This window comes from Enterobacter sp. BIDMC 30 (genome assembly GCF_000534355.1).
Taxonomy (GTDB): Bacteria; Pseudomonadota; Gammaproteobacteria; order Enterobacterales; family Enterobacteriaceae; genus Enterobacter; species Enterobacter ludwigii.
Window position 1 is genome coordinate 1,922,147 of record NZ_KI973169.1, and the last position, 13,900, is coordinate 1,936,046.

General features: G+C 52.3%; 15 protein-coding genes and 1 other annotated feature. Of the genes, 5 read left to right on the top strand and 10 right to left on the bottom strand.

Going from position 1 to position 13,900, the window contains the following annotated elements:
• Position 1: 1 nt before the first annotated feature.
• The 3 genes from rfbB (at position 2) to ugd (ending at position 3,372) form a co-directional block, all read left to right on the top strand.
• Entirely contained in the window at positions 2-1,087 is a 1,086-nt protein-coding gene (gene rfbB / locus L466_RS13280; RefSeq protein ID WP_032680645.1) for a dTDP-glucose 4,6-dehydratase, read from the top strand.
• Positions 1,087-1,968, top strand: a complete 882-nt coding sequence (gene rfbA, locus L466_RS13275; protein WP_032680647.1) for a glucose-1-phosphate thymidylyltransferase RfbA — start codon at positions 1,087-1,089, stop codon at positions 1,966-1,968. Before rfbB ends, rfbA begins: the two co-directional genes overlap by 1 nt.
• A 237-nt stretch (positions 1,969-2,205) precedes the next feature.
• Complete coding sequence (ugd, locus tag L466_RS13270; RefSeq protein WP_032680648.1) at positions 2,206-3,372, top strand: UDP-glucose 6-dehydrogenase; 1,167 nt, start codon at positions 2,206-2,208, stop codon at positions 3,370-3,372.
• A gap of 51 nt (positions 3,373-3,423) precedes the next feature.
• On the opposite strand, the gene L466_RS13265 is transcribed toward ugd, so the two are convergent.
• Positions 3,424-4,428 (bottom strand): NAD-dependent epimerase, encoded by a 1,005-nt coding sequence (locus L466_RS13265; RefSeq protein ID WP_032680649.1) that lies wholly within the window; start codon positions 4,426-4,428, stop codon positions 3,424-3,426.
• 193 nt (positions 4,429-4,621) lie between these two features.
• Between L466_RS13265 and wzzB the strand changes: the two genes are divergently transcribed.
• Complete coding sequence (gene wzzB, locus L466_RS13260) at positions 4,622-5,602, top strand: LPS O-antigen chain length determinant protein WzzB (protein WP_032680650.1); 981 nt, start codon at positions 4,622-4,624, stop codon at positions 5,600-5,602.
• Positions 5,603-5,643: 41 nt separating this feature from the next.
• On the opposite strand, the gene hisIE is transcribed toward wzzB, so the two are convergent.
• From hisIE to hisL, 9 genes are all read right to left on the bottom strand, one after another.
• On the bottom strand, positions 5,644-6,255 hold the full coding sequence (gene hisIE, locus L466_RS13255; RefSeq protein WP_032680651.1) for a bifunctional phosphoribosyl-AMP cyclohydrolase/phosphoribosyl-ATP diphosphatase HisIE: 612 nt from the start codon (positions 6,253-6,255) through the stop codon (positions 5,644-5,646).
• Positions 6,249-7,025 (bottom strand): imidazole glycerol phosphate synthase subunit HisF, encoded by a 777-nt coding sequence (hisF, locus tag L466_RS13250; RefSeq protein WP_032680652.1) that lies wholly within the window; start codon positions 7,023-7,025, stop codon positions 6,249-6,251. Before hisF ends, hisIE begins: the two co-directional genes overlap by 7 nt.
• Positions 7,007-7,744 (bottom strand): 1-(5-phosphoribosyl)-5-[(5-phosphoribosylamino)methylideneamino]imidazole-4-carboxamide isomerase, encoded by a 738-nt coding sequence (gene hisA / locus L466_RS13245; RefSeq protein ID WP_025203708.1) that lies wholly within the window; start codon positions 7,742-7,744, stop codon positions 7,007-7,009. The genes hisF and hisA overlap by 19 nt, the downstream gene beginning before the upstream one ends.
• Positions 7,744-8,334 carry an imidazole glycerol phosphate synthase subunit HisH gene (gene hisH, locus L466_RS13240; RefSeq protein ID WP_032680653.1) on the bottom strand — a complete coding sequence of 197 codons (591 nt, stop codon included), beginning with the start codon at positions 8,332-8,334 and terminating at the stop codon, positions 7,744-7,746. Before hisH ends, hisA begins: the two co-directional genes overlap by 1 nt.
• Positions 8,334-9,401 carry a bifunctional histidinol-phosphatase/imidazoleglycerol-phosphate dehydratase HisB gene (hisB, locus tag L466_RS13235; RefSeq protein ID WP_032678505.1) on the bottom strand — a complete coding sequence of 356 codons (1,068 nt, stop codon included), beginning with the start codon at positions 9,399-9,401 and terminating at the stop codon, positions 8,334-8,336. Before hisB ends, hisH begins: the two co-directional genes overlap by 1 nt.
• On the bottom strand, positions 9,398-10,459 hold the full coding sequence (gene hisC, locus L466_RS13230) for a histidinol-phosphate transaminase (RefSeq protein ID WP_032680654.1): 1,062 nt from the start codon (positions 10,457-10,459) through the stop codon (positions 9,398-9,400). The genes hisB and hisC overlap by 4 nt, the downstream gene beginning before the upstream one ends.
• Positions 10,456-11,760: a histidinol dehydrogenase gene (gene hisD / locus L466_RS13225; protein WP_032681970.1), complete on the bottom strand. Its 1,305-nt coding sequence runs from the start codon at positions 11,758-11,760 to the stop codon at positions 10,456-10,458. The genes hisC and hisD overlap by 4 nt, the downstream gene beginning before the upstream one ends.
• Positions 11,761-11,765: 5 nt before the next feature.
• On the bottom strand, positions 11,766-12,665 hold the full coding sequence (gene hisG / locus L466_RS13220) for an ATP phosphoribosyltransferase (RefSeq protein ID WP_000886595.1): 900 nt from the start codon (positions 12,663-12,665) through the stop codon (positions 11,766-11,768).
• A 45-nt stretch (positions 12,666-12,710) separates the two neighbouring features.
• Positions 12,711-12,834: a sequence feature (His leader region), on the bottom strand.
• Positions 12,810-12,860: a his operon leader peptide gene (gene hisL, locus L466_RS23625; protein ID WP_001364200.1), complete on the bottom strand. Its 51-nt coding sequence runs from the start codon at positions 12,858-12,860 to the stop codon at positions 12,810-12,812. It overlaps the preceding feature by 25 nt.
• A 174-nt stretch (positions 12,861-13,034) precedes the next feature.
• On the opposite strand from hisL, the gene L466_RS13215 reads away from it, so the two are divergent.
• On the top strand, positions 13,035-13,859 hold the full coding sequence (locus L466_RS13215; RefSeq protein WP_014170788.1) for an SDR family oxidoreductase: 825 nt from the start codon (positions 13,035-13,037) through the stop codon (positions 13,857-13,859).
• Positions 13,860-13,900 lie beyond the last annotated feature (41 nt).

Here is a 13,900-nt window from a genome sequence, read left to right on the forward strand (position 1 = left end):
CGTGAAAATTCTAGTTACTGGCGGTGCCGGGTTTATTGGCTCCGCGGTTATACGACATATTATTAGCAATACTCAGGATAGCGTTGTTAACGTTGATAAATTAACCTATGCCGGTAACCTGGAATCCTTGCGTGAAGTAAGTGATAGTGAACGTTACGTTTTTGAGCATGCTGATATATGCGATAAAAATGCCATAGAACGTATATTTGCCACTCATCAGCCTGACGCGGTGATGCATTTGGCGGCTGAAAGCCATGTTGACCGTTCTATTACTGGACCGGCTGAATTCATTGAAACCAATATTGTTGGCACCTATGTTTTGTTAGAGGTCAGCCGTTCTTACTGGTCGTCACTGAACGGAGCAGCAAGATCTGCATTTCGTTTTCATCACATTTCAACTGATGAAGTCTATGGTGATTTGCCTCATCCAGACGAATATCATGAAGCTACTCCGTTGCCACTCTTTACTGAAAAAACGGCATATGCACCAAGTAGCCCTTACTCAGCATCAAAAGCTTCCAGCGATCATTTAGTGCGCGCGTGGATACGTACCTACGGCCTGCCGGGAATTGTGACAAACTGTTCCAATAACTATGGGCCTTACCATTTTCCGGAAAAACTCATTCCACTTGTCATCCTGAATGCTCTGGAAAGTAAACCCTTACCCATTTACGGTAAGGGCGATCAGGTCCGCGACTGGTTATACGTGGAAGATCATGCGCGTGCACTTTATACCGTTCTGACAACGGGTGTCGTGGGGCAAACGTATAATATTGGAGGGTACAACGAGAAGAAAAATATCGAGGTTGTACACACCATATGCGATCTGCTGGATGAAATCGTGCCCAAGGAACGATCCTATCGGGAACAAATTACTTATGTAACTGACCGTCCAGGGCACGACCGCCGTTACGCGATCGACGCTCACAAAATCAGTGCCGAACTGGGCTGGAAACCGCTTGAAACCTTTGAAAGTGGTATTCGCAAAACCGTTGAGTGGTATTTGAACAATCAGAAATGGGTTTCAAATGTTAAAAGTGGCGCCTATAAAAGCTGGATTGATCAGAATTATGGGGAACGTAAGTAATGATTAAGCGTAAAGGTATCATTTTAGCTGGCGGATCTGGCACACGTCTTTACCCCGTCACGATGGCGGTAAGTAAACAATTGTTGCCGATTTACGATAAGCCGATGATCTATTATCCGCTATCAACACTGATGCTTGCTGGCATCAGGGACATCCTTATTATCAGCACGCCACAGGATACGCCGCGTTTTGAGCAACTGCTGGGTGATGGTAGCCAGTGGGGGCTGCGTCTGCAGTATAAAGTGCAACCGAGCCCCGACGGGCTTGCTCAGGCCTTTATCCTTGGCGAAGAGTTTATCGGAAACGACAACTGTGCTCTGGTGTTAGGGGATAACATTTTCTATGGACATGACCTTCCGCGACTGCTTGAAGGGGCTGCAAGTCAGGAAGAAGGGGCGACCGTTTTTGCCTATCATGTCAGCGATCCGGAACGTTATGGTGTTGTTGAATTTGACAAAGAAGGGACCGTAATTGGCCTTGAGGAGAAACCTCAACAACCCAAAAGTAATTACGCCATAACCGGTCTTTATTTTTATGACAATGATGTCATTGAGATGGCTAAAAGTTTGAGCCCATCGGATAGGGGTGAATTGGAAATCACCGATATCAACCGTCTTTATATGCAACAGGGCAGATTGTCTGTCGCAATGATGAGACGAGGATACGCCTGGCTGGACACCGGAACACACCAAAGTATGATTGAGGCGAGTAATTTTATCGCAACGATAGAGGAGCGACAGGGACTAAAGGTTTCTTGCCCAGAGGAAATCGCTTTTCGTAGGGGATTTATTAATGCGGAACAACTTCTGCTGCTTGCAGAGCCACTTAAAAAGACGGGATATGGTCAATATCTGCTTAACCTTACCAAGGGATTAGTCTGATTTGAGTCAGTCCGCTATTTATCCATTTTATGGGTCTATAAGCGTTAAGTGCCCCACTATAGCTGGAAACCCGGTACTTCATGCTCTGTTGTGATAACGATATCTGTGGAGTCAACGTATTCTTCAGCCAGGCATGCACCTTGACAGTGAATTAGCATTAGCGATAAAAAACCACCAGTTATTCATTGTGGTGACCCTTAGATGTCACCAGAAACTCATACTGAAGAAGCCAAACGAATGAAAATAACCATTTCCGGAACAGGCTATGTTGGCCTTTCAAACGGTATCTTGATTGCGCAGAACCATGAAGTGGTCGCGCTGGACATCGTGCAGGCCAAAGTGGACATGCTTAATCAGAAACAATCGCCGATTGTGGATAAAGAGATCCAGGATTATCTTTCAAGCAAGCCTCTGAATTTCCGTGCAACGACGGATAAAGAAGATGCCTACCGCAATGCGGATTATGTCATCATCGCGACGCCAACCGATTACGACCCAAAAACGAACTATTTCAACACCTCTACCGTTGAAGCGGTTATTAAAGACGTTATCGCAATCAATCCAAACGCGGTGATGGTGATTAAGTCGACCATTCCGGTCGGTTTTACTAAATCAATCAAAGAAGAGTTGGGTATTGATAATGTCTTCTTCTCGCCAGAGTTTCTGCGCGAGGGCAGGGCGTTATACGATAACCTGCACCCATCCCGTATCGTGATCGGTGAGCGCTCTGAGCGTGCGGAGCGTTTTGCTGCTCTCCTTCAGGAAGGCGCAATCAAGAAAGATATCCCGGTGCTGTTTACCGATTCTACCGAAGCCGAAGCGATCAAGCTGTTCGCGAATACCTACCTGGCAATGCGCGTGGCTTATTTCAACGAGCTGGACAGCTATGCCGAGAGTCTGGGCCTGAACACCCGTCAGATCATCGAAGGTGTTTGCCTCGACCCGCGTATCGGCAACCATTACAACAACCCGTCGTTTGGTTACGGCGGCTACTGCCTGCCAAAAGATACCAAACAGTTGCTGGCGAACTATCAGGCTGTGCCAAACAATTTGATTTCAGCGATTGTTGATGCAAACCGTACGCGTAAAGATTTCATTTCTGATTCCATTCTCGCGCGTCAGCCGAAAGTGGTGGGTGTATATCGCCTGATCATGAAGAGCGGTTCTGATAACTTCCGCGCCTCTTCCATTCAGGGGATCATGAAGCGTATTAAGGCCAAAGGCGTTCAGGTAATTATTTATGAGCCAGCGATGCAGGAGGATGAATTCTTCCATTCTCGTGTGATTCGTGACCTTGATGCGTTCAAGCAGGAAGCTGATGTGATTATCTCTAACCGTATGGCGGAAGAACTGGCCGACGTGGCGGATAAAGTGTATACCCGCGATCTGTTTGGTAGCGACTGAGTCTCTGCTTAAGGCGCATAAAAAAACCGGCACTTGCCGGTTTTTTTGTTTTTATACTTTGTAGAAGTCGCGATACCAGTCAACGAAATTCTTCACGCCTTCTTTAACGGAAGTCTGCGGTTTGAAGCCAATAACGTCATACAGCGCTTTAGTATCTGCGTTGGTTTCCAGTACGTCACCCGGCTGGATTGGCATCATATTCTTCTCTGCCTTTTTCCCGAGCGCCTCTTCAAGAGCCGTAATGTAATCCATCAGTTCAACCGGAGAGCTGTTTCCGATGTTATAGACGCGATAAGGCGCAGAGCTGGTTGCCGGTGAACCGGTTTCAACGGTCCAGTTTGCATCGGCCTGAGGGATAACATCCTGCAGACGGATAATGGCTTCGGCGATATCATCAATATAGGTGAAATCACGCTTCATCTTACCGTAGTTGTAGACATCAATGCTTTTGCCTTCAATCATCGCTTTGGTGAACTTAAACAGCGCCATATCCGGACGACCCCACGGACCGTACACGGTAAAGAAGCGCAGTCCCGTCGTGGGCAGGTTGTACAGGTGGGAATAGGTATGCGACATCAGTTCATTGGCTTTTTTGGTCGCGGCATAAAGTGAGACAGGGTGATCGACCGAATCGTCAGTCGAAAAAGGCATCTTGCGATTCAGACCGTAAACGGAGCTGGAAGACGCATACAGAAGATGTTGTACCTTGTGATGGCGACAGCCTTCCAGCACGTTGAGATGCCCTACCAGGTTGGCATCTGCATAGGCGTGAGGGTTTTCAAGCGAGTAGCGTACACCTGCCTGTGCGGCCAGGTGGATGACGCGATCAAATTTCTCACGGGCGAACAGTGTGGCCATGCCTTCACGGTCGGCCAGGTCCAGCTTGTGGAAGGCGAAACTGTCAGATGTCAGCAGATCCAGACGTGCCAGCTTAAGATTGACATCATAGTAGTCATTCAGGTTATCAATACCGACGACCTGATGACCGGCATCCAGGAGTCGTTTGCTGACATTTGCGCCGATAAAGCCTGCTGCACCCGTTACCAGAAATTTCATACCTTCCCTCATAAATATGTGTTCTTACTGATGCCATCACGCATCACATTGCGTCTATCATAGCGCGGCGGATGCCAGTTACATAACCCATCTTTCCGATTTAACTCATCGGATTCTTATAGAAAAATTCATAGCAACAGATACACTATGTGAACATGTTTATTTTTGCCCTTTATCATCTGTTAGGGATTGTATGACGCAGAACAACAATAACCTGGTCAGCAGAAGTAATGACCCGGAGCAAATTGATTTACTTGATTTAGTGCTGCAACTGTGGCGTGGAAAGTGGGTTGTTGGAGCTTTTGTTGCTGTATTTATCATATTGGCTGGGATCTACATCACTGTAGCAAAAGAGAAATGGACATCGTCCGCCATCATAGCCCAGCCGGATGCCGCGCAGATTGCAACGTATGCAAACGCGTTGAATATCCTTTATGGTGGAGCCGCACCATCGATTCTGGATATCCAAACTCGTGCAATTAGTCGTTTTAATTCATCTTTTTCAGCATTAGCGCAGGCGCTTGAAAACCAGGAGATTCCGGAAAAGCTGACCATCGATACCACGGTTAAGGGACAAGCATTTCCATTGACCGTCAGCTATGTTGGTGAATCTGCTGAAGCAGCTCAAAAGCAGCTAGCCCAGTATATTCAACAGGTTGACGAGCAAACCGCGAAAGAGTTAACCGTAGACCTTAAAGATAACATTAAGCAGCAGATCACAACACTGAATGACTCGCTGGAAAACCAGGAGAAAGTCTCTCAGGAGCAAAAAGATCTGCGCATTAAACAGATTACGGAAGCGCTGAAGAACGCTGAAGCGGCTAAAATCACTTCTCCACAGATTCAGCAAACTCAGGACGTGACGCAGGAAACTATGTTCCTGCTGGGCAGCGAAGCGTTAAAATCGATGATTGAAAACGAAGCGTCTCGTCCGCTGGTGTTCTCAGGAGCGTACTACCAGACCAAGCAGAACTTGCTGGATATCGAAAAGCTGAACGTTAACCCTGACACTATCCACGTCTACCGTTATGTGATGAAGCCAGATTTACCGATCAAACGTGACAGTCCGAAAAAGGCCATCACTCTGATCCTTGCTGTCCTGCTTGGCGGGATTATCGGTTCGGGTGTGGTGCTGGGCCGCAACGCATTGCGGAACTACAAACCAAAAGCGTAATTCTCATCAGATAAAAAAACCGGGGACATTCCCCGGTTTTTTTATTTATGTCTCTTACGTAAATTCTCAATCACCGCCGTTAAATCAAGCTCCTGATCCTGCAGCAGTACCAGCAGGTGATACATCAAATCCGACGCCTCGTTCGTCAGCTCCTCGCGGTCATGCACGGTCGCGGCCAGCGCTGTCTCAACGCCTTCTTCCCCCACCTTTTGCGCGATACGTTTGGTTCCGCTGGCGTAGAGTTTCGCCGTATACGAACTTTCAGGATCCGCCGTTTTACGCTCAGCGAGTAACTGTTCCAGCTGATACAGGAACAGCCACTGGTGGCTTGCGTCGCCGAAGCAGCTGCTGGTGCCCTTGTGGCAGGTTGGGCCGATCGGATTCGCCAGTACCAGAAGCGTATCGTTATCGCAGTCCGGCGTAATGCTGACCACATTCAGGAAATGGCCAGAAGTTTCCCCTTTGGTCCACAGGCGTTGTTTGGTACGCGAAAAAAAGGTGACCTTGCCGCTGTCGAGCGTTTTTGCCAGCGCGTCCTGGTTCATATACCCCAGCATCAGCACTTCACCTGAAACGGCATGCTGTACAACTACCGGCAATAATCCGTCAGTCTTTTCCCAGTCCAGCTGCGCCTGTTGTTGCTCTGTTAACATACCCTGATCTCCACGCCCTGGTCGGCCAGGTACGTTTTTAACTCACCAATATTGATAATCTGTTTGTGGAACACGGAGGCCGCCAGCGCGCCGTCAACGTTTGCATCGCGGAAGGCTTCCAGGAAATGTTCCATGGTGCCTGCACCGCCGGAGGCTATCAGCGGGACATGACAAACCGCGCGGACTTTTTTCAGCTGCTCCAGGTCGTAACCGTTACGCACGCCGTCCTGGTTCATCATGTTCAGCACAATTTCGCCTGCGCCACGTTTCTGGACTTCCTGCACCCAGTCCAGCGTCTCCCATTGGGTGACGCGGGTCCGGTTTTCATCGCCGGTGTACTGGTTGACATGGTATTTACCCGTTGCGGCGTCATACCAGGTGTCGATCCCCACGACAATGCACTGCACGCCAAAGCGATCGGCCAGACGGGTAATCAGCTCCGGGTCTGCCAAAGCAGGGGAGTTAATGGAAATCTTATCGGCACCAAAGGAGAGGATTTTTGCCGCGTCTTCCGCAGATTTAATCCCACCTGCCACGCAGAAGGGAATATCAATCACTTCTGCCACGCGCGCCACCCAGCTTTTATCCACAACGCGTCCATCGCTGGAGGCGGTGATATCGTAAAACACCAGCTCATCTGCGCCTTCTTCAGCGTAGCGTTTTGCCAGCGGGACGATATCGCCAATGATTTCGTGGTTGCGGAATTGCACGCCTTTCACTACCTGGCCGTCACGTACGTCCAGGCAAGGGATTATCCGTTTTGCCAGCATTGAATCGCCTCCGTCACAGTAAATTTACCTTCCAGCAGGGCCCGGCCCACAATCACGCCCTGTACGCCCGTTCCGCGCAGCGCGGCAATATCAGTGATATCACCAATACCGCCCGACGACTGGAAGGCCACCTGCGGATAACGTGCGCAGACTTCTTGGTATAAAGAAACGTTAGAGCCTGCCAGCGTGCCGTCGCGGGAGATATCGGTGCACAGCACGTGCTTCAGGCCAACGGGCAGATACCTCTCAACCAGCTCTTCCAGCGTCACCCCGGAATTTTCCTGCCAGCCGCTGACTGCAACCTGCTTGTTACCCTGTTCGTCGATACGAACATCCAGCGCCAGCACCAGCGCGTCAGCGCCAAAGCGGCGGAACCAGGCTTTAACTTTTTCAGGATCGTTAACGGCAGTCGAGCCGACGACCACACGCGCCACGCCAGCGTCCAGCAGCGCCGCAACGTCATCTTCCGTACGCACGCCACCGCCTACCTGGACGGGCACATCCACGCCGGCCACCAGTTTTTTAAGAAGTGGGATTTGACGTTTTGTCGGATCTTTTGCGCCAGTCAAATCCACAAGGTGCAACACCTGCGCGCCCTGGGCGGCATAATCCTGCAGACGTGGCAAGGGGTCGTTACCGTAGTCGCGTTGCTGCCCGTAATCGCCCTGATGGAGACGGACAACCGTGCCGTCGATTAAATCTAAAGCGGGAATAATCATTACATCTCCAGGAAGTTTTTCAGCAACTGTGCGCCTGCGGCACCCGAACGTTCCGGGTGAAACTGCACGCCGAAGAAGTTATCTTTCTGCACCGCCGCGGTAAATGCTTCGCCGTAATTGCACTGGGCAATGGTGTACGTATTTACCGGCATGGCGTAGCTGTGCACGAAGTAAAAATAGGCCCCGTCTTCAATGCCGCGAAACAGTCTGTCACCGGCTTTGGCATAAACACGGTTCCAGCCCATGTGCGGCAGAGGCAGACCGTGATCGGTCATTTTCGGCACGTCTTCGTCGATAATCCCGAGCAGATCAACACCGTTGCTCTCTTCACTGCGTCGGCCCAGCAGCTGCATGCCCAGACAAATTCCCAGCACCGGTTGAGTACAGGCTTTGATGAGACTCACCAGTTCACGCTCGTGGATCTGATCCATCGCCGCCTGCGCTGTCCCTACGCCGGGCAGAAAAAGCTTATCGGCGCGCAGTACGACGTCCGGGTCGCGACTCACGTCCGGTACATAGCCGTGACGGGCAATTGCCGATTTTACGGAGTTCAGGTTGGCGCATCCGGTATCCAGAATCACCACATTCATTACAGCACTCCTTTCGATGAGGGCAGGGCGTCACCTTCCACACGAATCGCCTGGCGAAGGGTACGGCCAAAGGCTTTGAACAGGCTTTCCACGCGGTGGTGGTCGTTCTTGCCCTTGGTCTTGAGGTGCAACGTCAGGCCCATGGTGTAGGACAATGAACGGAAGAAGTGTTCAACCATTTCGGTGCTGAGGTCGCCCACGCGCTGGTAGGTGAAATCCGCTTTGTATTCCAGGTGTGGGCGCCCGGAGATATCCATTGCGCAGCGTGCCAGGCACTCGTCCATCGGCAGCACAAAACCAAAACGGTTGATGCCGCGTTTGTCGCCGAGTGCCAGCTTCAGCGCTTCACCCAGCGCCAGGCCGGTATCTTCCACGGTGTGGTGATCGTCGATATACAAATCGCCTTTCACGGCGATCTCCATGCGGAAACCACCGTGGGTCGCGATCTGGTCCAGCATATGGTCAAAGAAACCCACACCGGTGTGGATCTTGCTGCCGCCTTCACGATCCAACCAGACCTTAACGTCGATTTGCGTCTCTTTGGTGTTGCGCTCAACGTGCGAGTAGCGGTCACGCTGGGTCAACTGCTCACCAATTTTTGCCCAGTTAAGGGTGGAACGGTCATAGCGCAGCCCGGAGATACCCATGTTCTCCGCCAGCGTAATATCGGTCATGCGATCGCCAATGACATAGCTATTGGCTTTATCCAGCACGTCATCCGCCAGGTAGCGTTCGACCAGCTTTACCTTAGGCTTGCGGCAGTCACATTCATCGGCAGGCAGGTGTGGGCAGATCAGCACCTCATCAAATTCAACGCCCTGAGAGGTCAGCACCTGCATCATCAGGTTATGCGGGCCATCAAAATCTGCCTGCGGGAAACTGTCGGTACCCAGCCCGTCCTGGTTCGTGATCATCACCAGCTTATAGCCGGCTTTCTGCAGCTTGAGCAGCACCGGGATTACATCGGGTTCAAAAGCCAGTTTGTCGAAACGATCGACCTGAAAATCGGTTGGCGGCTCCGAAATAAGGGTACCGTCACGATCGATAAAGAGGGTCTTCTGGCTCATACTTTCTCCGCTTTCAGGGCGTCAATCACGTGCTGACTTTCTGCACGGGTGCCTACGGTAATACGCAAACAGCCGCTTAAGGATGGTTGTTTATTTTGGTCTCGTAAGATAATGCCCTGATCCCATAAAGATTTAAATACGGCACTCGACGCGGTAAAGCGTACCAGGATGTAGTTGGTTTCAGAGTCGAATACCTGCTCCACGCAGGGAATATCTTTCAGGGCAGTGACCAGATACTGCCGTTCTTCAAGAATTTGTGCCACGCGTTCGCGCATTGCCTTGATCCCCTGAGGGGCCAAAGCCTGCGCCGCAATGTCGGCAACCGGCGTAGAGAGTGGATATGGCGCAATCACTTTCATCAGCAGGTCGATGACTTCTTTATTGGCCAGCGTAAAGCCGCAGCGCAGGCCAGCGAGAGCGAAAGCTTTTGACAGCGTACGCAGTACAACCAGGTGCGGGTACTCCTCGAGCCAGCCAGCCAGCGTCGCCTGCGGGCAGAACTCAATATAGGCTTCGTCAGCCACCACCAGCGCTTTACCGCGCGTCATCTCCAGCAGGGTTCGAATGTCCTGCGGGTTGATAATCTGCCCGGTCGGGTTATTTGGACTGCAGACGAACACCACTTTCACGCCGTCAAGATTGTCGGCAATCCCCTGCAGATCGAGCTGCCAGTCTTCCAGCGAAAGCACGTTACGGCACGCCACGCCAAAGGTTTCTGCGCTGACGCTGTACATTCCGTAGGTTGGCTGGCAGTACATCACCGCGTCTTTCCCCGGTTCGCAGAAGGCTCGGATCAGCAGTTCAATGCCTTCATCTGCACCCCGGCTGACCAGCACCTGCTCAGGCTTTACGCCTGCGTACCGGGCGTAATTTTCGATAACCGCTTTCGGCTGGCATTCCGGATAGCGGTTCAGCGTTTGCTGCGACAGCTCGAACTGTACGGCCGTCGGGTATTCGTTGGCGTTCAGCCAGACATCACCGTTGCCACCCAGACGACGAGCAGACTGATAAGGCGTCAGGCGACGGACATTTTCGCGGGCTAATTCTTCAATGCTCATGCTTGCTCCTTCAGGGCTGCAACGCGCAGCGTAACGGCGTTTTTGTGGGCGGTCAGACGTTCGGCAGTGGCCAGGGTCTCAATGGTGGAGGCCAGAGAGGCAAACCCCTCGCGGGACAGCTCCTGTACGGTCATGCGTTTCTGGAAATCCGCCAGCCCGAGGCTCGAACAGGTTGATGTATAGCCGTAGGTTGGCAGAACGTGGTTGGTGCCGGAAGCGTAATCGCCGGCGGATTCCGGTGACCAGTCGCCAAGGAAGACCGAACCTGCGCTGGTAATGCTGTCAACCAGATCGCGCGCATTGCGGGTCTGGATAATCAGGTGTTCCGGGCCGTACTGGTTGGAGATGGCAATGCACTGCGCCAGATCGCGCGCCACAATCAGGCGGCTTGCTGAGAGTGCCTGGCGTGCCGTGTCGGCGCGCGGCAGGTCGGCAAGCTGACGTTCAACGGCTTCACCCACGCGTCTTGCCATATCCGCATCCGGCGTCAGCAAAATAACCTGTGAGTCCGGGCCATGTTCTGCCTGGGATAACAGATCGGAGGCGACGAAGTCCGGCGTTGCACCGCTGTCGGCAATCACCAGTACCTCAGAAGGACCGGCAGGCATATCAATTGCGGCACCGTCCAGACGCTGGCTGACCTGACGCTTTGCTTCGGTCACATACGCGTTGCCCGGGCCAAAAATTTTGTCCACTTTAGGAATGGATTCGGTACCAAACGCCAGCGCGGAAATTGCCTGTGCACCTCCCACTTTATACACCGCCTGTACGCCACACAGTTTTGCCGCATAGAGAATTTCATCGGCAATCGGAGGCGGCGAGCACAGTACTACTTTCTGACAACCGGCGATGCGTGCCGGGGTTGCCAGCATTAATACGGTAGAGAACAGCGGGGCGGAACCACCGGGGATGTAAAGCCCCACCGACGCAACCGGACGCGTGACCTGCTGGCAGCGTACGCCGGGCACGGTTTCCACATCGACCGCCTGCAATATCTGCGCGGTGTGGAAGGTATCAATGTTTTTCACCGCGACGGCCATCGCCTGTTTGATCTCGTCACCGAGGCGGCTTTCCGCGTCCGTGATTTCCTGTTCGGTTACCTTTAAAGCGCCAACCTCGGTTTTATCAAACTTTGCGCTGTATTCCCGCAGCGCATCGTCGCCACGGGCTTTGACGTTATCAAGGATCTCGGCCACGGTGCGGGTAATGCTTTCTGAGGCGGAAATCGCCGGACGCATCAGCAGCGCGCGCTGTTGTTCTTGCGAACAATCGTTCCAGTTGATGATTGTGTTAAAGCTCATGGCCATCACTCCATCATCTTCTCAATTGGCAGCACCAGAATTGAGCTTGCGCCCAGCGCCTTCAGTTTTTCCATGGTTTCCCAGAACAGGGTTTCGCTACTGACCATGTGCATGGCGACGCGCTGCTGATCACCGGCCAGAGGCAGGATGGTCGGGCGCTCTGCGCCTGGTAGCAGGGCAATGACCTCATCAAGACGTTCGGTTGGCGCGTGCATCATGATGTATTTCGATTCACGGGCCTGAATCACGCCCTGAATACGGGTCAGCAGTTTGTCGATCAACTGCTGTTTCGCATCGGCCATTTCGCCGTCGCGCTGGATAAGGCACGCTTTGGAGCGGTAAATCACTTCCACTTCGCGCAGACCGTTCGCTTCCAGCGTGGCGCCCGTAGAGACGAGGTCACAGATGGCGTCAGCCAGACCCGCGCGCGGCGCCACCTCAACAGAGCCGTTCAGCAGGCAGGATTTAAACTGCACGCCTTTCTGATCCAGGTAACGTTTTAACAGGTGAGGGTAGGAGGTGGCGATACGTTTGCCGTTCAGCGCGGCCGGGCCGTCCCAGGCTTCATCGACAGGCGTGGCCAGCGACAGGCGGCAGCCACCGAAGTCCAGACGACGCAGGGTAAAATAGCGTGGATCTTCACCCTGGGCACGGCGGGTCAGGAGCTCTTCTTCCAGCACGTTTTCACCGATGATGCCGAGGTCAACAACGCCATCCATCACGAGGCCGGGAATATCGTCATCACGCACGCGCAGAATGTCGATGGGCATATTTTCAGCCAGGGCAATCAGGCGCTGGGTGTGCAGGTTGATTTTAATCCCGCAGCGGGCGAGCAGTTCGCGTGAATCATCACTCAAACGGCCTGATTTTTGAATAGCTATGCGTAAACGTGAGTTATCTAACATTCTGTTTTCCTCGTTAACCTGTTTTAACCTGTCTGAATTTGGTCCAAAAAAAAGCCCCCGGAAGAAGATCTTCCGGGGGCTTTTTCATGCGTTCATGCACCACTGGAAGATCCAAGCGTCTTCCAGCACACATCGCCTGAAAGACTAGTCAGGATGATGGTGATGATGGTGGTGTTTAAATTGAACGCGTGTCATAAAATTCTCGATGAATGCTTATTCATTTGATGTCTTTTAACCTAAACCAGTTGTATGACTGATTGCAAGGGCTTTTTTTGATCATTAATTCATTTCATATTGACGCTATGAATTGTGTGTTCTGTCGGGCTGGCGTAGCCTTAAGAAAGACGAGTAAAAGTCAGGAGAATTCGCATGAAAAAGGTCGCGATTGTCGGTTTAGGTTGGCTGGGAATGCCGCTGGCGATGTCATTAGCCGCAAAAGGCTGGCAGGTGACCGGAAGCAAAACCACGGCGGATGGGGTAGAAGCGGCGCGCATGTGCGGTATTGACGGCGTCGAGCTGCGTCTGGAACCTGAACTGGTGTGTGATGCTGACGATCTGGACACGCTGATGAACGTTGATGCGCTGGTGATTACGTTACCGGCACGGCGCAGTGGCCCGGGCGAATCATTTTACCTGCAGGCGATGCAGGAGATTGTCGACAGCGCGCTGGCGCATCACGTCCCACGCATTATTTTTACCAGCTCAACCTCGGTCTACGGCGATGTTGACGGCGTGGTGAAAGAGACCTCTGAGCGTCATCCCGTTACCGCGAGCGGTAAAGTGCTGAAAGAGCTGGAAGACTGGCTGCATCATCTTCCCGGCACCCAGGTCGATATCGTACGGCTGGCAGGTCTGGTTGGCCCCGGGCGACATCCAGGGCGCTTCTTCGCGGGAAAATCCGCGCCAGACGGACAACATGGCGTCAATCTTGTGCATCTTGATGACGTAATTGCCGCAATAGAACTACTCTTACAGGCTCCAAAAGGTGGGCACATCTATAATATATGTGCGCCTTCTCATCCAGCGCGTAGCACGTTTTACCCGCTGATGGCACGCCAGCTGGGTCTGGTTCCGCCTGTTTTTGGTGAAGCAAAGGACGAAAGTAAAGGCAAAATTGTTGATGGCAATCGCATTTGTCATGAGCTGGGGTTTGAGTATCAATATCCCGATCCGCTGGTGATGCCGATGGAATAAGTTTCTCAGCGGAAACGATCGCACACCGGAAGGGGGCGAAC